The organism is Lactobacillus sp. ESL0681 (assembly GCF_029392835.1).
Lineage (GTDB): Bacteria > Bacillota > Bacilli > Lactobacillales > Lactobacillaceae > Lactobacillus.
The window spans coordinates 1,499,588-1,522,420 of sequence record NZ_CP113943.1 but is presented as its reverse complement, the minus strand read 5'-3'; the positions used below and the strand labels follow the sequence as shown (position 1 = coordinate 1,522,420).

Sequence of the window (22,833 nt, the reverse complement as noted above, 5' to 3'; positions counted from 1 at the left end):
CCATCACGGATCGTTTTTTTAAAATCAAAATTATTTAGTCAGCAATTCCATTATTCTTGATTACTTGTTGATACCAATAAAAGCTATCTTTGGGAATTCGGCGCAATTCTTTCAGATCAAAGTCAGTCCGATCGACATAAATAAAGCCATAACGTTTCTTAAAGCCTTGATGTGAACTCAAGATATCCATCACCGACCACGGACAATAACCGAACAATTCAACACCATCTTGAATTGCATCATAGCAGGCTTCGATGTGCGCTTTAAGATAATCAATTCGATATTGGTCATGAATTTGACCATCACTGGTTAACTCATCAGCAGTCCCTAAGCCATTTTCGGTAATAATCATTGGCAACCGATATTTTTCATAATAGTCATTTAAAACTAAACGAAAGCCAGTCGGATCAATCTGAGCGCCATATTCAGTTGCTTGCAAATGCTCATTGGGCTGAATTTTAAAATAACCATTTAAATTAAAGTCAACATCACCTTGACGCTGTCCCCAAACGTGCTGCTCATCTACCGACAAATACTCAGCAGCCAGCGTGCGATAATAATTAACCGCGATAAAGTCAGGTTTTGCAGCACGCAAAACTGCTTCATCACTGGACTGAGTTTCAGGATATATCCGCATCTTTTGCAAGTAATCGACATAATAGCCCGGATATTTGCCAAAGCAATACATTTCCAGCGCATAATTCGTCTTAAAATTATCATTCATCCGCGCAGCCCAAACATCTTGTGGACGGTCACTAACTGGATAGGTCATTGTTGATGAAACTGCTGGGCCAACTTTGCCATGATCAACCATTTCATGACAATCTGCCATTGCATATGCACAAGCTAAAAACATGTGATAATCCATTTGTGCTCGCACCTTTTCGGCTTCAGCAGCTGGAACATTATCCATATTCATCCGTTCGTTAACACGAATCATCAGATTCTGTTCGTTAATGACTTGCCAATACTTAACTCGGTCACCAAAAGCGCGATAACAAATTTGCGCATAACGACGAAAAGCCGCCACACAGTCACGACTAGCCCAGCCATTGTATTTCTTAGCTAAAGCAAATGGTAAATCAAAATGATAGAGGGTTACAAAAGGTTGGATATCATTAGCGAGCAGCTCATTAATGACATCATTATAAAAGTCAATGCCGGCTTGGTTAATCTCGCCATCGCCATCGGGAATAATTCTAGTCCAAGCAATCGAAAAGCGATAAACTTTCATCCCCATTTGCTTCATCAACTTAATATCATCACGATAATGATGATAAAAATCGCTAGCCACTTTAGTATCGGCCTGCTGCCCAGAATGCTTAAAGGAATTGTAGTCAGCAACAGATTCGCCTTTACCAGCTTCATCCCAAGCACCCTCAATTTGAAAGGCTGATGAGGATGCCCCCCACCAAAAGTCCTTGTTAAATTTCTTCATTAGTTATCTTACCTTTAAAATTCATTAAATTATCGGTTGCTGCCACAGTACCTGAAGTCGTAACTTCAATTTGAGCAGCCGGATCAGCATTAGTAATTACTACTGGAGTAGTCAAATCATAGCCAGCTTTTTTAATCTCAGTACTATTAAAGGTGACAATTGGCTCACCCTTATGCAAATGTGCGCCAACTTCAGTATGGCTAGTGAAATATTTTCCCTTAAGTTCAACTGTATCTTTACCAATGTGAATTAGTAATTCAAGTCCATTAGTAAGTTCCAAGCCAATTGCATGCAGAGTTGGATATAATACTTTTACTTCACAATCACTTGGAGCAACAATTTCATCGCTGCTTGGCACGATTGCCACACCTTTGCCCATTGCCTCTGAGGCAAAAACCTCATCAGCAACTTGACTTAAAGCAACCACCTCTCCACTAAGTGGAGCAGCAACTGGAGTTGCTAGCGTTATCGGACTTGCCACTTTAGCCGAACTATCTGTAACAGCCGCTGCTTCGCCATTAGCCGCAACAGTTTTTTCTGGTAAATCTTCAAAGCCAAAAATCACAGTTAACAAGCAAGCCCCGAAAAAGGCAATCAGACAACCAATTACGTAACAGGCGAAGCCTTTAGCACCTGCACTAGCATATACTGGAACGGTCAAAACCCCTTGGTTAGAAAAGGCATTACCTGAAGCACCGCCCCAACCCATCAAGGCACCACCAAGAGCACCGCTAATTACTGCATAAATCATCGGCTTCTTTAATCGCAAGTTAGCACCATAAATAGCTGGCTCAGTAATCCCGAACAGCGCAGTTATCGTTGCCGAAGCAGAAACTGTCTTTAGATTTTTGTTTTTAGTTTTTAAAAATACGCCTAAAGCTGCACCAGCTTGCGAAAAATTGGCTGCACCAGCAAAGGCCAAAAGATTTTGATGACCAGTCTTAGCAACATCGTTAATGCCAATTGGCACAATTGCCCGATGCGCACCAAAAATAACTAATACACACCAAATTCCCCCAATAAAGGCACCTAATAAAATTGGACTGAAGTCCATAATCAAGTAGTAAAGCCAATTAATGAAGTTACCAATATAAATGCCAATCGGACCAAAAATCATTAAAGTTGCCGGAACCATAATTAATAAACATAAGGTTGGAACCATAATTATTTTTAGTACTTCTGGCATAATCTTGTCAATAAAACGTTCTAAGTACGCCAAGATAAAGACCGCAATAATAATTGGGATTACTGATGAAGTATAACTAGCCTTGGTTAATTGTAAGCCAAAAAGCGTAACTGCACCTTTACCCGTCATTAACTCAACAATTGAAGGGTAACAAAGCGTACCCGCAATTACCATTGCAATATACTCATTAGTTTTAAAAACCTTGGCAGACGTACGCGCCAAAATTATTGGCATGAAATAAAAGAGTGCATCAGATGCAGCATTAAAGATGATATAGGTATCAAACTTAGTAATATCGGTATGGTAGACATTGGTTGCAATTATTACCGCGATTGCCAAAACACCCTTGATCATTCCAGACGCTGCTAGAGCCGGAATCGTTGGCGTAAAAATAGCCGCAATCGCATTAATTATTTTATTACCAATACCTGTTTTATCATCTGAATGTTGCGTAGAACCAGAGTCACTCTGATCTAACATTGGTGCTAATACATCATATGTTTTACCAACATTATTACCAAGCACCACTTGGAATTGGTCATTGGCCCGCATGACTTGAATTACACCCTCTAATTGTGCAATTTCATCACCATTAGCCTTGGAATCATCTTTTAAAACGAAACGCAATCTAGTAAAACAATGATCTAGACTTACCACATTATCCTTGCCACCAACATTCGTTAAAATGTTGTTAGCTAAAGCTTGAAAATCCATGATTTATTTCCTTCATTAAACTTTACTATATATAACAGTAAACCTCTATTTTAAACAAATAAATTTTACCGTAGATTGCTTATTTTTGCCTAAAATATGCACTCAGAATGAATCTTTAATAACAAAATACTTGGCTAATAAATTTGACTACTACTAATTCATATATTTTGTAACATCATTGACCATATTTTTAGCTTTGTCATCTCTTAATAATGAAATTATATCTGCTGAAGCCTCCTTGGCAATTGCGATTCGCGCTTGTAAAGTACCTGTCCCTGCATGCGGTGACAAGACAACATTATCTAGTAAACGCAATTCTTCTGGAACTTCTGGTTCGGTTTCAAAGACATCAAGTCCCGCACCAGCAATCTTGTGCTGCTTTAAAGCTGCAATTAAATCAGTTTGCTTAATTAAAGAACCACGAGCCACATTAATTATGTATGCGGTATCTTTCATTCGTTCAAAAACGGCTTTATCAAATTTACCATTAGTAGCTGGCGTCGCTGGTGCATGCAGAGTAATAACATCTGACGTTTTAACCAAGGTATCAAAATCAACATACTCAACTTTTAGCTTTCGTTCTAGTTCAGGTGCTAACCGATGGACATTGTGGTAAATTACCTGCATTCCCAAACCTTGTGCAAATTTACTTACGGTTTTGCCAATTCGACCCATACCATAAATTCCCAAAGTTTTTGAAGCTAAACCCATCCCCATATATCGCGGCTGACTAACATCAATCCAATTACCCGAACGAATAGTCTTGTCATATTCGTGTAAATGCCGTACTGTCGCCAATAATAAAGTTAACGTCATCTCCGCAGTCGGGACTCTAACAGCCTGGGGAGTATTAGCAACTACAATTCCTTTTTGCTTTGCATATTCAATGTCAACGTGATCAAAGCCAACACCGTTGGTGGCAATAATTTTCAGATTAGATCCAGCAGCTATCAACTCTTGGTCACCTTTTAGCCCCATTAGCAATAAGCCATCATACTCGTGTAAATGTGCTAAAACATATTCACGAGAAAATGGTTTAGCGGGTGAATATGTGACCTTGAATACATCTTGCAGCTCTTTAATTCCTTGTTCCGGTATAATTCCGGTCACTAAAACTTTTGATTTTGCCATAATATCCTTTCCACAATAACAATCTTTTTCTTGCACTAATTTTTCAAAGCAGAATCATTAGTATTCTTTACAGCGGCAATCGCCGCATCTTTAAAGTAAACTTTTTCGGCATTATTATACAAGACATTAACTAATTCAGTAGGAGTAAAAATATTAGTCTGTTCTAGCCAAGTAGCCAACTCTTCATAGCTATTAAAAGTAGCTGACCAAGGCGAGTCTGTTCCCCAAATAATCCGCTTAGCTCCTAAAATTTCTTTGGCTAATGCAACATCTTTTTGACAACGTGGAAATGGAAAGTTAGTTTCACCCTCAATATCTTGAATTGCCGAAATATCTGTATAGATATTACTGTATGGTTGCCATTGCTCAAGTGCATTTTGCAAACGATCAAGATGATCAGCATTCGGAAACGATAGATGACAAACTACAAAATCAAGTTTAGGATACATTTTAGCTAAATTAGCAATTGCTTCAGGCTGGTAACTATATTGACTCGCATCACCATAATCTACAGTAATTACAAATCCTGGATAATCATTAACAAAATGAAAAATCCGGCCAACGCGAGGATCAGTATCCAGGCGAAATGGTGTAGTCATATGATAACCATGCATGCCGCCGCCCTGACTTACTTCAAATTTCATTGCACGAAATCCCAGATCTTCAACATATCTTTGAACAATTTTCATATAATGTTCACTAAACGGATCAACTGAAAATGCTCCAATGAAACGATCAGGATGCTCCCTAACTGCTTGGTAAGCATAGTAATTTTGATAACCATACAAACTCCCTTGCAGTAAAACCGCCTTAGCAACATCATGGTCATCCATTACCCTTAAAGCTGACTCAATTGTAAAATTATCTTCACCCCAACCATCTGGAAGCAACTTAATAACTGAGCCATCATAATCCCAAACAACTTGCCCGTTGCCTAACGGATTCATCGCACCTTTACCATTGAATCCAGCCAGTGAACGCACCAAATGGAAATGTCCGTCAATCTTCTTCATAATTAAAAGTCCTCCTGACCTAGTTTACTTTACCTGCTCACCATAACCTATACAACATATCACCTGCAAGAAACTAGCGTTTTTTTATTCGATACCTACCCAAACACTTCAAATTAAAATATCCTCCGTAAAACAAAAAAACTCTTCGAAACATTACTATTAGTCAAAAAAGATTAACTAATGGTAATGCCTCAAAGAGTAACAATCCATTTTTTAACAAAGTTAGTTTAACATTGTTCTATTTTTTATGCAATCGGTTTAAGGAATAAATTTACTACTAAATTTGCATACCGCGCAAACATTGTCTTGTCAGTTTCAACTGTTAAATCCATTAACTTAACTAAATATCATCAGACACTGCATGTGATTTTACATATTAGACTTACTTATTTTTCAAAGTCGCTATTTTCTTTTGGTAATCCGCAATAATTAACTTAACATTTTGCTTACCGCGATGTCGTCCATAGGCAATTATTAGTGCTCCAATAACTCCAATACCAGTCATAATTGTCCCGATAATAAATAACCACGTGGTTTTTTGATAAAAATAATAGCCAAGAACAAAGCCAATTGCACCAATCGTCAAGAAAAATTGTAGCCAATATTGCAAGTTCTGCAACATCTTTTTTTGAAAACTTACCTCATCCTGATAACCTTTAGTTATTTCTTTAATCGTCACTTTTATCTCCTATTAATTAATATTGTAATCCTGGATTGAATACACCTAAGACTACCCCGACAAAAGCAATTCCAATTATAATAACCATTGTCCAAATTGATGAAACACGCTTCTTGGCCATTAACCACCAACAAAATAGGGTAACAATGACTGTTAATAATCCTGGAAAAATACTATCAAGTTGTTTCTGTAAATCCAAGAAAACCTTGCCAGTACTGTCCTTTAATTGTAAAGAAGTAGTAACGTTAACCCAAGTAGCTAACACGCCACCAACAACCATGCCGCCGACAATGGCAATGGCACGGCGAATTGCCTTTCCTTGTTTACCAACTAGAAATTCAACCGCTTGGTCACCCAGTTTATACCCACGGAAATACAAGAACCGTTGTCCGAAATAAGCAATTAAATCCCAAACAACAATGTAGAAAATTGCCCCAACTGGCGAGCCGTTACGTGACATTCCCAATGCAATACTTAACAAAATTGGAATCAAAGTACCATCAATTAATGAGTCACCAATACCAGCGATTGGACCCATTAGTCCAACCCGCATATCATTAATCGTCTGGCCATCAATTTCCATACCATTAGCCCGCGCTTCTTCTAGACTGGCAGTTGTTCCTATAATGATCGAACCCAGCATTGGGTTAGTATTAAAGAATGCTGTATATGCTTGAAGATTATCTTTCTGCTGCTGTATATTGTTAGGATATAACTCTTTAATAACTGGCAACATTGAACACAGGTAGCCAAAAGTTTGCAATTGAGCTTGTGAAGAGCAGGTTAAGGCACCCCAGAACCACAAGTTAAAGGATTTACTAAGTGTTTTATGACTTAATTTTTTCGTATCAGTATTTTCCATTATTAAATATCCTCTTCTTCATCATCCATTGGCATATCACCATTTGTTGAGGCTACACTGGTTTTAATTTTTGGATTATCATTACCTTTTGCCATATCAATTTCATACATAATAACCGCGAACAGTAATGATATAACAGTAACGGCTACTAAGTTTAAATGAAGTGAAGCTGCTAACGTAAAGCCAACTAAAAATGGAATAAAGTCAAGTGCCTTATTGATAATTTGCCGTAATAAAATGGCGATCCCGACACATGGTAACATAGCCCCAACTGTGAACAAGGTCTTCATCGGAATTCCGTCCATTGGTAGCGCCGTTCTCAAGGCAGTAACTGCTTGAGCACCAAAGTGCGTCATTAACATCGTTGGTAAAAATGAGAACACTAAGTGTGATAACCATGGCCAACCAAAGTTAACCCCATAAAGGTTATTTAACTTGCCCTTTTCAATATCTTTCCAGCCAAAGGCTTGCCAAACTAAATTTAAAAAACAAACAGCGTAAAATAAAACAGAACCAACTGTCCCCACTAATGTAGCTAATGATTTTGTCATGTTCGCAGCTGCTGTACTCATCGGATTTAAGCCACGTGACGAAATTGCCACCATTGCCAAAGGAATCCCGATATAAGAAATTGCCCGCACATCGGCGGCAACCGTACCACCTGGGGTAACTAAAGCAATATAAACTAATTGCGTGGCAACCCCACAAGCAATTCCTAAGGGAATGTTTCCTAAGACGATCCCACAGACTAGTCCACCCACTAGTGGTCGACCAATTGTATAATTACCTACTGCTTGACCAGCCATACAGGAATTTGAACACAAACATGCAAAAAAACCTAAAATGGCTGCTTGAAACCAACTAATTGTCATTTTCTTCTCCTTCTTTATAGAATTTTATTTAATAACCAAATTTTCCTTTAAACTTATCCCAATACCCCAATTGCTTGTCTGGCAACAAGGCAAAGTGGACTTTATACCCTTTTTGACTGATTGCTTCAAAGGCATCACCTTCTTCTTGCGTAAAGGACTGATTGCTGCCTAGCTTAATTGCGCCATCGCGGTCATTTCCTGGTCCAACGATCAATTCTTTTTGATCACTAGGAACAAAATTAAGATCAACCAGAATATGTTTCATATCCAAGGGATTCTTAGTAATCACAAAGTAGCGTGTTGCAGAATTTAACACCTTATCCTGCACTTTTTCAAAATGATCCATTGTCCAAACAAAGGTCTTTTTACCCTGATCTTCACCAGCCGATTTATAGGCTGATTTCAAAATTTGATTAGTCGCTGCCTTATCATTCACAGCAATAATCCCGTCACATGGACGTTCCTTAGCCCAACGAGTCGTAATCAACCCGTGAATAATCCGATCATCAACTCTAATTAATGAAACTACCATTTTTTCCTCCTAAAAGTTAAATATCATCTTCGTCAGCTGTTTCTGCCTCAGGTTCGTACTGCTTGATGGCTGCTTGACCTTCACTTAATACTTTATTTACCAATTCTTCTTCACTTAAAATATTCAAATTCAAATTAATTATTACGTTTAATGCCATAGAAAAGTTCATCCCACCTACAACAGTCGACTGTTGTAGAAATCCGTAGTTGGAAAAAACATCTAAAACCGTAGTTAATGGACTTCCACCAATAATATCGGCTAATATTATAAATCGATCATTTTTAGCAAAGTTCTGCTTCTTTAAAAACTCTTCCGTAGCATGTTTTAAATCAGCTGCAGTCATTTCCTTATGCAAACATAATGCATAAGATTGATCTGTAGCATCTCCTGAAAACATTTCAAGAGCAGTTTTCATTCCTTCAGCAAGTCGCCCATGTGATACTAAAATTAAATATCTCAATTCTATTCCTCTTTGATACCGCTTACCAATAATCTTAAAAATAAACTGATCCTTCAAATAATTTATCCAGATCAGTAATTTCAACAATTTACTATTCTAAATTTGCATGCCGCGCAAACATCGTCTCATCAGTTTCACCTGTTAAGTCCATTAACTCCATAACTAATGCATCATAAGTTAACCAGCTAAGCTGCTCAAACAGGGTCCCCATTGGCTGCTCTGAATTAGCAGTATCAGTATCTGCCGACTCATTCTTAGGGGTACCACCGGGGATTTCAATCATGCAATTTGCAAGTTGACCAATTTCTGAGTCTGGATAAATCGTTAATAATGCCACTTGGGTACCAATCTGCTTAGCTTTTTTGGCATCAATCACTAAACTGCTGGTACTTCCTGAACCAGAACCAATTAGTAACAAATCACCCGACTGAATTGCTGGCGTAGTAGTTTCACCTACAAAATAAACGATCAGTCCCAATTGCATTAACCGATTAGCAAAACCTCGCGCCGCAAAACCAGAGCGACCTGCACCTGCAATAAAAATTCTTTGAGCTTGATAGATCAACTTAGCAGTTGCCTCTATCTGAGCTGTATCAATTTGCTTACCATATTTACTAATTTCTGCCACAATAATTGGTAATTTTGCTGTTTTCATATTATTGATGAATCCTTTGTGATATTTCTTTGGCTGCTGCCACTGGATCAGCTGCATGGTTAATGCCACCACCCACAATGATAATGTCAGCACCAGCTGCAACATACTGATCAACAGTCGCTGGCTTAATGCCACCAGCTACCGAAATTAACATATCACCACTGACAGCCTTAACTTCTTTAAGGGCATTTAGCGGAGTTCCACCAGCTGCTTGTTCATCAACACCAACATGCACGCTAATGCTATCAACACCAAGACGCTTTAATTCTGCTACTCGTCTAGTTAAATCATGGGCATTAATTGTATCAACAAAAACCTTTTTATTATTTTTGGCAGCAGTTTGGGCACACGCCTTAATCGTCAAATCATCGGTAATTGAGACAACCGTACAATAATCTGCTCCCGCGTCAAAGGTTAGTTGAGCTTCATAATCACCTGCATCTGCAATCTTAGTATCAGCTAAAATTTCCTTTTCTGGGAATCTTTTCCTAAATTCACGTACGGCATGCATCCCTTCGTCAATAATAAATGGAGAACCAATTTCAAAGATATCCACATAATCCCTGACCTTTTCTCCCAAAGCCAATGCATCAGCTAAGCTAATGTCATCAAGTGCCAATTGTAATTTCATCTGTTATCCTCCTTGGTTTTCTAAATCGCTTACAACAAAATAATACCATTTTTATGTATATTTGCAACTTTTATTTGCAAAAATACACATTTTAGGACAAAAATTGCATATTATCCTCCAATTAGTTAAGATAATTCTTAGTAGCGTAGGGCTTGAGGAGAATCATGATGACAAACAAATCACTAGACCGGCGGAATAAGTTAGTACAATACATTTCGGAAAATGGCACAGTTAAAATTAGTACCTTAGCTAAAATATTCTCAGTTTCTAGAGAAACTATTAGAAGAGATATTCTGCAACTTGAAAAAGACGGGAAAATCACTAAATGGTTTGGCACCGTAATGCCAGTTAATGACTTTAATATTCCAGCTGTTGAACAACGCATGACTGTCAACCAAAGTCAAAAAGTGGCTATTTGCAACAAAGCACTAGAATATATGCCAAAATCAGCAGTTATTTTCATTGATGCGGGCAGTACGCTACTGTGGCTTGCAAAAGCCTTAAAAAACAAAAGTGGTTATACTATTCTTACTTCATCAATCCCTGTTATCAATGAACTTGCTGCTAGCAAAAATCGGATTATTATTCTGGGCGGAGTTATTGATCCCGCTACGATGTCGGTCATGGGCACACAAACATTAGAATTTCTCAATACCATTAAAATCGACACTGCCTTTTTAGGGACTTCCGGCTTTGCCAAACATCAGGGTCCAACCGGTAACAGCTTTAACGATGGCGAAATCAAGCAAAAGATAATGCAAAATAGTCAAACGAAGATTGTTTTAGCAGACAGTTCTAAAGCAGTCTATACATCTTTAAGCCAATATTCGACTTGGAATAACATCGACTTGCTAATTACCGATAATAATATTCCTGCAAAAACATTAGAAGACTTGCAGCAAAAAGTAACAGTTATTCGTAGTAAAGCTTAAAACTATTTTTTCATATAAAAAAGGCAAAATTTCAAATTGAATTTTGCCTTTTTATCTATTTTTCTAAAGTTGCCATTTGCTTTTGGTAATCTGCAATAATTAACTTGACATTTTGCTTACCGCGATGTCGTCCATAGGCAATTATCAGTGCTCCAATAGCACCAATACCTGTCATAATCGTCCCAATAACAAATAGCCAAGTGGTTTTTTGATAAAAATAGTAACCAAGAACAAAGCCAATGGCACCAATCGTCAAGAAAAACTGTAACCAATATTGCAAATTCTGCAACATCTTTTTTTGAAAACTTACTTCATCTTGATAACCTTTTGTCAGTTCTGCAGCAGTCATCAACTTAGCTTCTTTCTTAATAAAATTAGTATTTCAAACCTGGGTTAAATACACCTAAGACTACCCCAACAAAGGCAACTCCGATTAAGATAATCATCGTCCAAATTGCTGAAACATGCTTCTTAGCCATTAGCCACCAACAAAATAGCGTCACAATCACTGTTAATAATCCTGGAAAGATTCCATCAAGCTGCTTCTGTAAATCCAAGAAAACTTTGCCAGTGCTATCCTTTAATTGTAAAGAAGTAGTAACGTTAACCCAAGTAGCTAACACGCCACCAACAACCATCCCACCGACAATGGCAATGGCGCGGCGAACAGCTTTACCTTGTTTACCAACTAAGAAGTTAACTGCTTGGTCACCTAACTTATAGCCACGGAAATACAAGAACCGTTGTCCGAAATAAGCAATTAAGTCCCAAACGACAATGTAGAAGATTGCACCGACTGGTGAGCCGTTGCGTGACATCCCTAGCGCAATTCCTAACAAAATTGGAATCAAGGTACCATCAATTAATGAGTCACCAATACCAGCGATTGGACCCATTAGACCAGCGCGCATGTCATTAATCGTTTGACCATCAATTCCTGTACCATTAGCACGAGCTTCTTCCAGACTGGCAGTGGTCCCAACGATTACTGAACCAAGCATTGGGTTAGTATTAAAGAAAGCCGTATATGCTTGAATATTATCTTTTTGTGCTTTGGCATCATTAGGATATAACTCTTTAATAACCGGCAACATTGAACACAGGTAGCCAAAAGTTTGCATATGCTCCTGTGAAAAACAAGTTAAGGCACCCCAGAACCACAAGTTAAAAGATTTGCTTAAAGTCTTGTGACTTAGCTTTTTTGTATCAGTATTTTCCATTATTAAATGTCCTCCTCTTCTTCATCATCATCTACTGGAACATCATTGGCCGCGGCAGTTTGCGCACCGGAGCCCGAATTGTCTGAACCTTTAGCCATTTCAATTTCGTACATAATTACTGCAAACAGTAATGATATAACAGTAACTGCAACCAAGTTTAAGTGAAGTGAGGCTGCTAGCGTAAAACCAACTAAAAATGGAATAAAGTCTAACGCCTTATTGATAATTTGCCGTAATAAAATCGCGATTCCGACACATGGTAACATGGCTCCAACCGTGAACAAGGTCTTCATTGGAATCCCGTCCATTGGTAGTGCCGTTCTTAGCGCTGTAACTGCTTGAGCACCGAAGTGAGTCATTAACATTGTTGGTAAGAATGAAAATACCAAGTGTGATAACCATGGCCAACCAAAGTTGACCCCGTAAAGATTATTTAACTTACCTTTTTCAATATCTTTCCAGCCAAAGGCTTGCCAAACCAAGTTTAGAAATGCTACTGCATAAAACAGCACTGAACCTAACGTCCCTACTAATGTAGCCAACGATTTAGCCATATTAGCAGCGTTAGCTCCCATCGGATTTAAGCCACGTGATGAAATTGCCACCATTGCTAAAGGAATCCCAATATAAGAAATCGCCCGGACATCAGCTGCAACCGTACCACCTGGAGTAACTAGAGCAATATAAACTAATTGCGTGGCAACCCCACAAGCAATTCCTAAAGGAATGTTTCCTAAGACGATCCCACAGACTAGTCCACCCACTAGTGGTCGACCAATTGTATAATTACCTACTGCTTGACCAGCCATACAGGAATTTGAACACAAACATGCAAAAAAACCTAAAATGGCTGCTTGAAACCAACTAATTGTCATTTTCTTCTCCTTCTTTATAGAATTTTATTTAATAACCAAATTTTCCTTTAAACTTATCCCAATACCCCAATTGTTTGTCTGGCAACAAGGCAAAGTGGACTTTATAACCTTTTTGACTGATTGCTTCAAAGGCATCACCTTCTTCTTGCGTAAAGGACTGATTGCTTCCTAGCTTAATTGCGCCATCGCGGTCATTTCCTGGTCCAACGATCAATTCTTTTTGATCACTCGGAACAAAGTTAAGATCAACCAGAATATGTTTCATATCCAAGGGATTCTTAGTAATCACAAAGTAGCGTGTTGCAGAATTTAGCACCTTATCTTGCACTTTTTCAAAATGATCCATCGTCCAAACAAAGGTCTTTTTACCCTGATCTTCACCAGCCGATTTATAGGCTGATTTCAAAATCTGATTAGTCGCTGCCTTATCATTCACAGCAATAATCCCGTCACATGGACGTTCCTTAGCCCAACGAGTCGTAATCAACCCGTGAATAATCCGATCATCAACTCTAATTAATGAAACTACCATTTTTCTTCCTCCTAAAAGTTAAATATCATCTTCATCAGCTTCATCAGCTGCTTGCGCCTCAGGTTCGTACTGCTTCATAGCAGCTTGACCCTCACTTAAGGCAGTCTGAACAATCTTTTCCTTAGTCATAATATCTAGTGACACTGCTGCTGTAAGTGCCATCGAGAAGTTCATCCCACCCAAAACAACTGCATTTTCCAGATAGTTATGATTGGCAAAAGCCGCTAAAAAAGTTGTCAGCGGACTGCCGCCAATAATATCTGCTAAGACGATAAACTCATCATCAGCTGCAAACTGTTGCTCCTGCAAAAAGGCCTCTACTTGTTGGTTAAAGTCTGCTTGAGAATCCCCATTATGCAGGCACAAAGCAAAAGTCTTCTTCACAGCATCGCCAGCAAACATTTCCAATGAGGTTTTGACACCTTCTGCAAATTGACCATGCGAAACTAAAATTAAATATTTCACTGCCTTTATTCCTCTCTTCAATTAAGATAAATTAAAATTATCATAATTTTTGGATACGCTACCAGTGCTAAATGTCACTAAACTATGAGTGACAAATGTCATTATCTGTAAGTGCTTTCTAAAATGTCGTTGAATGTCGTCTTAGTTTCGGCGATAATTAGGAAAAGACTAGTGAGTATTTTAGTTGGTAGGGTATGAACAATGAAATTCACGCATGCAAAAAAACAGCCTAAAAATAATTCCCATAGACGAGTACCTCTACTCGTTGGCGGCGAACTTTTTGCAGCTGTCTTTTTTATTTTATTAGTTTGGCTATTATTTATCGTTAATCCCAGTCAAAAATCCCAAGTTAAGATTGGTTCAACCTATATGACGATGAACAACAACTTTTTCCCGGTTTTAAATGAACAGATTGCTAATTACGTTGAAGATCATCACGGTAAATTATATAATCGCGATCCGGCGCTCATTGTTGATAAACAAGTTGAAGAAATCGATTCTTTTATTGCCAAAGGTGTTAATGCCATTATTATTAATCCTGTTGATGGTAATAGTGATAAAATTCTGGCCGCTTTACATCGTGCTAAAAATAAAGGAATTAAAATCGTAATGGTTGATTCGCAAATGAAATCAGACCGGGATGCCGATTGCGTTATTTTATCCGACAATTATAAAGCTGGACAATTGTGCGCTAGGCATCTCCTAACTCATAAAAAGCATGCTAAAATTTTACTACTTGAGCATTATTCCGCTTATTCTGCTAATAATCGGATTCAGGGCTTCACAGATACAATTAAGCAAGCACCTAATCGGAAGAAGTTCCAAATCGTCAAAAAAATAAACACTTATGGTCAATCAGAAATCACTTTGCCATTAGTTGAAAAAGCTCTTAAGCAAAAGCCAAAATTCGATACAATTATGGCACTAAACGACCAAGCAGCAGTGGGCGCACTTGCCGCAATTGACGAAGCTAAAATTAAACGAAAAATCAATGTTTACAGCGTTGATGGCTCAGAAAATATGAAAAAACTGCTTGGCGTCAATCCGAATGCCATTGCTACTTCGGCCCAATCGCCAATCAATTTAGGTAAAGCCTCGGTAAAGACTGCTTACAAATTAATTGCCGGTAAACAGGTTAAACATAAAATTATTTTGCCTGTTTATCTAATCACTAACAACAATATCAATAATTACAATGCTCTGGGGTGGCAATGATGCCCAAGTTTAAGCACTTAATCATTCTGCGCCGAATGATGTTATGGCTAAATTTTTTCGCTATTTTATTCAATGCCACTTTATTTACCTATACAACAGATTATGTTATCAAGACTGGTCAATCATACCAACTATTAACTTCCTTAAAGCATATTCCGGATTCGCCACAAGCCATTTTTTGGCAAAGTAGTATCAGCTTTCTCATTTTAGCAAGTCTGATGTTTATTCATCATCATAATCATCACTTTAATCATAATTCTGAACTGAACAATTTGATTTTGTTAGCAGAACTTTTACTTGCAATTGTGGTCTTTATCTCACTGAGAATGACTTATAATGGTGTCTTTTTATTAATTTTTGTCGACTTCATTATTAGTAACCGCAATCAGTATAACTTTCACGACTATCTGATCTGGATCCTGGTTGCAATTAGCCTATTGCTGATCTTATTGGTCACTGACTATTCAATTATTAGCCATCTGTTAACTTTGCCGGATCTAACAACTTATTTAAGTTTTTTACCTGCTCAAATTGGCTCTACCCTCATCTTTTGGAAAAATTTTATTTCAACTTTCAACTTAACTTTTTTCATCTTAATTTTGATTTATTTTGCTATTTTCCAATTAAATCAAGAAAATGACATCCAAAATAAATTGAAGTTAGCTTCCAAAGCCAATGATGAATTAAAAAATTATGCCGCACTCTCCGAACACATTGCCCAAGATCGGGAACGTAAACGTATTGCACGTGATTTACATGATTCGGTCGGTCACGTTCTAACCGGGATTGATGCTGGAATTGATGCCAGTTTAGTATTAATCGACATTGATCACGCTGCAACCAAAAAGCAACTTGGTAAAATCCAAGTTGCAGTTAAGCAAGGGATTAAAGATGTCCGCAAGGCGCTCAATCGCATTCGCCCAGGAGCACTTAAGAATTATACGTTAGCCGAATCCTTACGCAAGATGTTACAAGAATACGCCGAACTGTCACAGATTAAAATTAATTTTAACTATCACTGGGGAACAACCGATTTTGAAAAAACTACTGAAAACGTGATTTTCCGGATTATTGAGGAGTCAATTACTAATTCCTTAAGACATGGCCACGCTGATGAAATCACCATTAACTGTACTATTTTAGAACAACATCGCTATCAGCTATTAATCAAAGATAATGGTTCTGGTACCCCTAAAATCAAGCCTGGTTATGGCATTACCCAAATGAAAGAGCGAGTCGCAATTATCAACGGTAAAATTAGTTTTGATGGTAGTAACGGATTCGTGACTAAAGTTGAAATTCCAATGGAAGGAGAAATAAATGATTAAAATTGTGATCGCAGATGACCAACAACTGATTAAGGATTCACTTAAGATTATTCTCAATGCTAATCCCGATTTTACGGTAATTGATACTGTTAATAATGGTCAAGAAGTTTTAACCAGCTTAAAAAAGCGGCAACCAGATATTATTCTCATGGACGTCCGTATGCCGAAGATGGATGGCACAGTTTGCACTAAATACGTGAAAGAACAATATCCTCAAATCAAGGTCATTATTCTGACTACTTTTGATGATGATGATTTTATCTTTAGTGCCTTAAAGTATGGTGCATCAGGTTATCTGCTCAAGGGGGCATCAACTGACGAATTATACGAGGCCATCAAGACGGTCTATCATGGTGGAGCAATGATCAATCCCAATATTGCAGAAAAAGTTTTCAAGTTGTTTTCTAAGATGGCCCAAGCTAATTATGCAATTCGCGTTAATGATAAAGACACTAAAAATTTTTCTAAACAAGAATGGACTGTTATCCAGCAGGTAGGCTTCGGCTTATCTAACAAAGAAATTGCTGCTAAATTATTTTTGTCTGAAGGTACAGTACGTAACTACATTTCCCGAATTTTAGATAAATTACAATTGCGCGATCGTACCCAACTTGCGATTTGGGCTGTCCAAACTGGTGTTACAAGTGAGCCAATTGGTGATGATGATGACTCGAAAAAATAAACTGATTTCCCTAACTGTCATTATTTGCTTAATCACTGGTGCAACTTTTTGGTATCACCATACACGTACCCAGCAAAAAACACTAACCATCGGTCTTTACACTAGTAGCAGTTGGAACGTGCCCAATGGCCACCAATACCACGTGATTGATTACGCAATTAAAAAGTTTAAGCAACAACATCCCGATATTAAAATTAAATATGAAAGTGGCATTCAACAAGATGAATATCGTAATTGGCTTAGTGAAAAAATCATCGAACATCAAACCCCTGATTTATTAATCGTACCTAATCAAGACTTTAATTCCTTAGCCAGTGAAGGCGCCTTTAAAAACTTGACACCGATGATGAAACAAGAAAACTTTAATAGTCAAATTTTTTATCCTAGTACGCTAAAAGCCGGTCAATATCATGGTCAACAGCTAGCTTTGCCATATGAAGCCAATCCTACATTAATGGTTATGAATAAAACGTTGCTAAAAAAACTACAGGTATCCTCTCCGCAAGAGAACTGGACGCCACAGCAATTCTATCAACTTTGTCATCAAATAGTGCAATCTAATCAAAAGAAGCAATATTATGGTGTCACCAGCAGTTATAATTGGCAGGATGCACAACTGGCATACGGTAACGAATTATTTAGTAAAACCGATGGTAGTGTACAACTGGCAACTGATAAAGCACGTAAGGCCTTCTCTTTGGTCGAAAACCTAACCAACGATGTTTCTTCTTATAATGTTACTTCCCAGCTTTTTGATAAAGGGCGTGTCGCCTTTATGCCCCTAGGCTTAGCACAATATCGTACTTATACTTCCTATCCATTTCATATCACACGCAACAACAATTTTTTATGGGAATGTACCAAAATGCCTGGTAAACTAGCGGCACATTCAACTCCGATGGAAACTTCGATGTTTGCCATTTCTAGCAAAGCCAAGAATCCTGCGGCAGCTTGGGATTTCATGAAATTATTATGCACCAATCAGGATGTCCAATATGAGGTAATGAAGACTAACATGGGGGCATCAGTATTGCCTAGTGTCGTTAAGAGTCGAGCTGCTCAAAAAATTTTAGACGAAAAAGTCATTGATTACCATAACTTAACTGTTAAAAAATTAGACTCTATTATGCGTGATGGTGCGGTATATCCCAAATTTAAGGATTATAACCATAAATGCGAAGAACTCGATTACAAAATCCAAAATGCGCTCAAAGCAGGAAATCTAGAAACTCAATTATTTAATATTCAATCACAAATTAATCAAAGTGAGGAAAAATAGTAAATAAAAGGTCTTTGACCCTAGCGTCAAAGACCTTAATAAGAAGTTTTTGCAAGCTGATTAATACCTGCAAGTAATTCTCATATTCATATTATAAATTATTACTTAAAGTTAGCCCGTTTAACATATTGCTCTTTGCCAACTAAATAGTAACGTTTGCCATGCAACTTGACACTGCTGCCATAAGTTCTAACCTGCTTGTTGCGCTTTAGATGTTTACCTTTAATCCGTTTGCCATGTTGATTATAGACATATGCATTATGCTTTAATTTGCGCTTGGTGCCATCAATATTACCTGCAGCTAAAAATTGATCATTAGCTAAAACATAGTATTTTTTACCGTTAATCGATTTAGTACCATATGTTTTTACAGTTTTACCTGCCTTGACTTTCTGTACTGTTTTCTTACCAGCTTGATCATAGACATAGGCGGTATGCATCACCGTCTTTTTTGTTGCTTTGGACTTAGGTTCAGTACTAGTAGACGTTACTTTATCATCAGGCTTAGGTTCTTCTTTAATTGGCTGTTTAGAACCAGTTTCCAGCTGAGTTATAGTAGGCCTTGTTGGTTGATCAATTGGTGGCAAAACTGGTTCAGGTACTGAAGTCGGTTTATTATTAGTTGGTTTATCAGGATTATTGGGATGCTCATCTGGCACTGTTGAAGTTGGCTTAGATTGTCCCTCATAGCCAATTAACTTGGGACCTACTTCTTGATAACTGACATCAAACTGATTAGTTTGCTGATCATCTTGAGCTGAAATCTTCACGTCTTGAACATTATTAACACAAAACCGGCCCATTGTGGCTGCTTGTCCGTTAGAGAAAAACAACTCAATGGAAGTTTTATCAGTATAAAGCGTTAAGGTAAAGTCCTTAGTATCTTTTAACCCAGAATCATTCAGATAGCCACGACCATCAGCTAAACCATCACGATAATATTTAGCTGCTTCACCTGATAACTCACTACTTTCGCCATCAATCCGATATTTACCTGTTGCTGGATCAAAAATGATGACATTATGATCTTTACCTTGAGTAAATTCGAGTTTGATACTGCCTTGGTAGTTTGCACCATTATTAGTCGAAAAGTGCAACTTATATTTACTATTAGCTGGCTGCTTAGTCAAATTTAACAAATCGTAATACTTATTGGGAAGAGCTGCTTGTTGGCCAACCTTGCCACTTTTCTTTGTAATATTACCTGTTTCAAGACCCTCCGTAATTGGCGTGTTAGCAATTGTTAAGTCATTATTAAGAGTAAGTTTACGCGCTAGAGTATACGCGCCAAGCCGCGTCGAATCAGGATTATTACCGTTTTGATTAGCTTTAATGCCTGAATTGGTATAGCTCCAATTACCAACCCATCCCATCGTAATTAGTTCAGAATCGGCATGAGCCAAATCATCACTTCCGTTAAAGTTAGCACCATAATAATCAGTTCCTTGATCTAATCGTTTGGCATCAGTTTCTGGAACAAAAATACCGTCTTTATCCAAATGACCCACTGTGTAATAAGTACCAGTTGTTTGCCCAGCATTGGGAGCCTTAGCACCAACAAAGAGCACTTGTTTTACTTGTCCATCAGCAGTTTTCATGCTTCTAACGACCGGACATTCAATCGGTGCTTCAAATGGTAACCCCTTGAGAAAGTCGCTGCTAGGAATTTTACTATCTTTTTGATTAGCCTTTGCCATCGTCCACTTAAGGCCATCAGTTGATTGATAAACTCCAATGTTACTGCCTTCAGCAGTATACATAATTAATTTATCTTGCCAATAAAAGACGGCCGGGTCACGTTCATCAAACGGATCAATTGAAACCCCAGGCCAACTATGATCCAAAATAGGTTTCTTATCATTTAGCGGATGACTAAAGGTCTTACCATCATCATCGGACCAAGCTGCCCAAATATTCTGTTGATAATCCTTATTGCGCAATCCTGAAAAATAAGCTACTTTAGCTCCCTTAGGCACGTCAGTAATCTGACCATTGTTGGTAATAATTGTGCCTGTCCACGCACTACCCCAAGTATCATCGATATCACCATGCAAATCCTTAATTGCCACTGTTGGCTGACTAAAATGAACAAAATCTTTGGTGGTCACTCGTAGCCAATTTTGCCGAAATCCAGTATTACCTAAGATAACCTTACCGGTATAAAGATAGTAAATATCATACTCTTGATTTTTCTGATCATAAATAATCGTCTGTAAGTCGTTTGACCAATTATCAGCAGTATTTAAATGATAAGAGTTTTCACGCTCTGGCGACGTTGCTGATGGATTTAGATAAGTAAAGCCATCATCGGTATAACCATTAGAAACTGCCGATTTATTTGCATTAGCAATTAACTTACTTTGCTGGACACTAGCTGATACATTGGCATTAACCGCTTTAGGCTGGCTAACTATGCCCAAACTTAAAAGTGTTGCTACTGCAATTGAAGTACCTAAACAATATTTATTATAATTCACTATTTTCCTCCCATAAAAAGCGCTTACCTTTTAATTTAATTATAAGCATTAAATAACAAAAATTACAGATGATAAATGTAAATATTTCGTTAAAAATAGCTTTTTTTGCAGTTTTAAATAACAAATATTTCCAGCAATGCTAAAAAACCACTTACAACACATCGTAAGTGGTTTTTTAATTAGTTAACTGAAACTTGAAAGCAGTAAAACTAGCCAGATTCCTTATTGAGTCTGGCTTTTTTGGTTCTTAATTATATTTTAGACGCTTCTCTGCAGCTGCTTTTGAATAAATCTTGGCAGTAATTTAATAAAATTATTTATTATCCGCTCGACTTCTGTGGTTATTTCTTCTTTAACTGCTTTTAGGGCACTTAGCAGGTAGACCAATGCTTCTTCAAACGCCAAATCCGGCAACGCATCATTCATCAAATAGAATAAATCCCCAATTGTTCGCTCATCAACTGCTTGTCTCTCTTGCCAAGCCAGCAAGTCATAAGTTAAGGCGGTAATTGCAAAATATCCGCACTGACCATCGTAACTTTGAATTTGTGATTTATCTAAAGCTAGGTATTGCTTAGCTGCTTTAAAGTAGGTTTCTATCTGCCATCTACGACCATAAAGCTGAATGACTTCTTTAGGTTGCAGCTGATATCTGGTGGTAGCCAAGACCAAGTACTTTCCCTTATTACCACGTTTAGTAACATATACTAGTCTGATAGGAAAACTATGTCCTTGATACTCTGCCTCGACTACACAACTATAAAGATAGTCATCTTTGGCTTTCAGCTTTGAGCCAGCTAAGCGTTCATACAAACTTTTTACATCATAAAGGCGACCACGATAGCGGTAGTATACCTTCTTGCTCAACTTAAGCATCGAGACACTGTCTAATCCTAACTGCTTTAACTGCCAGAACATTTTTGGCGAGGCAAACCAGCTGTCAAACAGTACATAGTCTGCTGGTACTCCTTCATTGATAGCTTGCTTAAGCAATTCAACCGTGACATCATTCATTTGCCTTTGGGCTTGGGTTCTTCTTCTGCCTGCAATAGAACGATTATCGGTTGTAGTGGCTTTACTGCCAAGCAGATTTTGTTTTTTCTTGGTGGACATCAAAGCAAAATTAACTGGCAAAAAAAGTATTGCCGTCACTCCAACCAACGGTCAAGCCACGAAAACCATTAATATATTTATGCTCATTATGATCGTAAACTTTGGCAAGTAATTCAGCTTTCTTAGAATAGGAACGTGCTAGCAAAGTATCATCTACAATCAAAGCTAGTCTTCTACGCTTGTCAATTACCGGTTTAAGTACTTTAATTAGTTTGGCAGCAGCTAAGCAAAGCAGTTTTTGCCAATTGATGCGGCCATCATTAAGGATATTTCTGCCAGTCTTAGAGGTAAATTCAGCTGGTTGGTCAAAACGATACAGTGATTTACGGGCAAAACGTGATTGGATTAACCATTTGACTACCATGAGCAGGCTAACTAAAGAATGACGTTTAAAATTAACTTGTTTACTTAAGTCAGCTAGACCAATTAATTTTGTAAAAGATGAAATTAAGGAAGAAGTGTCCTTTTCTTGATTGAATTGCGGTATACTGTTCATAACGTAAGAACTCCTGTAACTTTAGTTTTGGTTATTTAAAGTATAA

Annotated in this window: 22 protein-coding genes and 1 pseudogene; 5 read left to right on the top strand and 18 right to left on the bottom strand. The window is 37.8% G+C overall.

Annotated features, from left to right (window positions below; genetic code table 11):
• Window positions 1-34 precede the first annotated feature (34 nt).
• The 11 genes from OZX59_RS07280 to hxlA form a co-directional block, all read right to left on the bottom strand.
• Window positions 35-1,438 (bottom strand): glycoside hydrolase family 1 protein, encoded by a 1,404-nt coding sequence (locus tag OZX59_RS07280; RefSeq protein ID WP_277125687.1) that lies wholly within the window; start codon window positions 1,436-1,438, stop codon window positions 35-37.
• Window positions 1,425-3,338: a beta-glucoside-specific PTS transporter subunit IIABC gene (locus tag OZX59_RS07275; protein WP_277125685.1), complete on the bottom strand. Its 1,914-nt coding sequence runs from the start codon at window positions 3,336-3,338 to the stop codon at window positions 1,425-1,427. Before OZX59_RS07275 ends, OZX59_RS07280 begins: the two co-directional genes overlap by 14 nt.
• A 153-nt stretch (window positions 3,339-3,491) precedes the next feature.
• Window positions 3,492-4,469: an NAD(P)-dependent oxidoreductase gene (locus tag OZX59_RS07270; RefSeq protein ID WP_277125683.1), complete on the bottom strand. Its 978-nt coding sequence runs from the start codon at window positions 4,467-4,469 to the stop codon at window positions 3,492-3,494.
• A gap of 35 nt (window positions 4,470-4,504) precedes the next feature.
• The gene (locus OZX59_RS07265) at window positions 4,505-5,482 is read right to left on the bottom strand and encodes an amidohydrolase family protein (RefSeq protein ID WP_277125681.1); all 978 of its coding nucleotides are present in this window, start codon (window positions 5,480-5,482) and stop codon (window positions 4,505-4,507) included.
• A gap of 382 nt (window positions 5,483-5,864) precedes the next feature.
• The gene (locus tag OZX59_RS07260) at window positions 5,865-6,161 is read right to left on the bottom strand and encodes a DUF202 domain-containing protein (protein WP_277125679.1); all 297 of its coding nucleotides are present in this window, start codon (window positions 6,159-6,161) and stop codon (window positions 5,865-5,867) included.
• 16 nt (window positions 6,162-6,177) lie between these two features.
• The gene (locus OZX59_RS07255; protein ID WP_277125678.1) at window positions 6,178-7,023 is read right to left on the bottom strand and encodes a PTS system mannose/fructose/sorbose family transporter subunit IID; all 846 of its coding nucleotides are present in this window, start codon (window positions 7,021-7,023) and stop codon (window positions 6,178-6,180) included.
• Between the two features lie 2 nt (window positions 7,024-7,025).
• Window positions 7,026-7,895, bottom strand: coding sequence for a PTS sugar transporter subunit IIC (locus OZX59_RS07250; protein WP_277125676.1), 870 nt, complete (start codon window positions 7,893-7,895; stop codon window positions 7,026-7,028).
• 28 nt (window positions 7,896-7,923) lie between these two features.
• Entirely contained in the window at window positions 7,924-8,427 is a 504-nt protein-coding gene (locus tag OZX59_RS07245; protein ID WP_277125658.1) for a PTS sugar transporter subunit IIB, read from the bottom strand.
• 16 nt (window positions 8,428-8,443) lie between these two features.
• A complete protein-coding gene (locus OZX59_RS07240) occupies window positions 8,444-8,887 on the bottom strand; it encodes a PTS sugar transporter subunit IIA (protein ID WP_277125674.1) in 444 nt (147 codons plus the stop codon).
• 91 nt (window positions 8,888-8,978) lie between these two features.
• Window positions 8,979-9,542, bottom strand: a complete 564-nt coding sequence (hxlB, locus tag OZX59_RS07235) for a 6-phospho-3-hexuloisomerase (protein WP_277125672.1) — start codon at window positions 9,540-9,542, stop codon at window positions 8,979-8,981.
• 1 nt (window position 9,543) lies between these two features.
• Window positions 9,544-10,173: a 3-hexulose-6-phosphate synthase gene (gene hxlA / locus OZX59_RS07230; protein ID WP_277125670.1), complete on the bottom strand. Its 630-nt coding sequence runs from the start codon at window positions 10,171-10,173 to the stop codon at window positions 9,544-9,546.
• A 167-nt stretch (window positions 10,174-10,340) separates the two neighbouring features.
• Here hxlA and OZX59_RS07225 point away from each other — a divergent pair, with 167 nt between their 5' ends.
• Complete coding sequence (locus OZX59_RS07225; RefSeq protein WP_277125667.1) at window positions 10,341-11,105, top strand: DeoR/GlpR family DNA-binding transcription regulator; 765 nt, start codon at window positions 10,341-10,343, stop codon at window positions 11,103-11,105.
• Window positions 11,106-11,160: 55 nt separating this feature from the next.
• On the opposite strand, the gene OZX59_RS07220 is transcribed toward OZX59_RS07225, so the two are convergent.
• The 5 genes from OZX59_RS07220 to OZX59_RS07200 are packed head-to-tail and all read right to left on the bottom strand — an operon-like array spanning window position 11,161 to window position 14,197.
• Window positions 11,161-11,454, bottom strand: coding sequence for a DUF202 domain-containing protein (locus OZX59_RS07220; RefSeq protein ID WP_277125665.1), 294 nt, complete (start codon window positions 11,452-11,454; stop codon window positions 11,161-11,163).
• 25 nt (window positions 11,455-11,479) lie between these two features.
• Window positions 11,480-12,325, bottom strand: coding sequence for a PTS system mannose/fructose/sorbose family transporter subunit IID (locus tag OZX59_RS07215; protein WP_277125663.1), 846 nt, complete (start codon window positions 12,323-12,325; stop codon window positions 11,480-11,482).
• A 2-nt stretch (window positions 12,326-12,327) separates the two neighbouring features.
• A complete protein-coding gene (locus OZX59_RS07210; protein ID WP_277125661.1) occupies window positions 12,328-13,200 on the bottom strand; it encodes a PTS sugar transporter subunit IIC in 873 nt (290 codons plus the stop codon).
• Between the two features lie 28 nt (window positions 13,201-13,228).
• Complete coding sequence (locus OZX59_RS07205; protein WP_277125658.1) at window positions 13,229-13,732, bottom strand: PTS sugar transporter subunit IIB; 504 nt, start codon at window positions 13,730-13,732, stop codon at window positions 13,229-13,231.
• A gap of 18 nt (window positions 13,733-13,750) precedes the next feature.
• Window positions 13,751-14,197 carry a PTS sugar transporter subunit IIA gene (locus OZX59_RS07200; RefSeq protein WP_277125656.1) on the bottom strand — a complete coding sequence of 149 codons (447 nt, stop codon included), beginning with the start codon at window positions 14,195-14,197 and terminating at the stop codon, window positions 13,751-13,753.
• Window positions 14,198-14,398: 201 nt separating this feature from the next.
• Here OZX59_RS07200 and OZX59_RS07195 point away from each other — a divergent pair, with 201 nt between their 5' ends.
• From OZX59_RS07195 to OZX59_RS07180, 4 genes are read left to right on the top strand one after another with little or no spacing between them, the layout of a single operon-like run.
• Complete coding sequence (locus tag OZX59_RS07195; protein WP_277125653.1) at window positions 14,399-15,412, top strand: substrate-binding domain-containing protein; 1,014 nt, start codon at window positions 14,399-14,401, stop codon at window positions 15,410-15,412.
• A complete protein-coding gene (locus tag OZX59_RS07190; protein ID WP_348636456.1) occupies window positions 15,412-16,740 on the top strand; it encodes a sensor histidine kinase in 1,329 nt (442 codons plus the stop codon). The genes OZX59_RS07195 and OZX59_RS07190 overlap by 1 nt, the downstream gene beginning before the upstream one ends.
• Window positions 16,733-17,422: a response regulator transcription factor gene (locus tag OZX59_RS07185; RefSeq protein WP_277125649.1), complete on the top strand. Its 690-nt coding sequence runs from the start codon at window positions 16,733-16,735 to the stop codon at window positions 17,420-17,422. Before OZX59_RS07190 ends, OZX59_RS07185 begins: the two co-directional genes overlap by 8 nt.
• Complete coding sequence (locus OZX59_RS07180; RefSeq protein ID WP_277125648.1) at window positions 17,406-18,701, top strand: extracellular solute-binding protein; 1,296 nt, start codon at window positions 17,406-17,408, stop codon at window positions 18,699-18,701. The genes OZX59_RS07185 and OZX59_RS07180 overlap by 17 nt, the downstream gene beginning before the upstream one ends.
• A 101-nt stretch (window positions 18,702-18,802) precedes the next feature.
• On the opposite strand, the gene OZX59_RS07175 is transcribed toward OZX59_RS07180, so the two are convergent.
• Window positions 18,803-21,178 carry an SLAP domain-containing protein gene (locus OZX59_RS07175; protein WP_277125646.1) on the bottom strand — a complete coding sequence of 792 codons (2,376 nt, stop codon included), beginning with the start codon at window positions 21,176-21,178 and terminating at the stop codon, window positions 18,803-18,805.
• A gap of 258 nt (window positions 21,179-21,436) precedes the next feature.
• Window positions 21,437-22,787, bottom strand: a pseudogene (locus tag OZX59_RS07170) (transposase).
• Window positions 22,788-22,833: the final 46 nt, after the last annotated feature.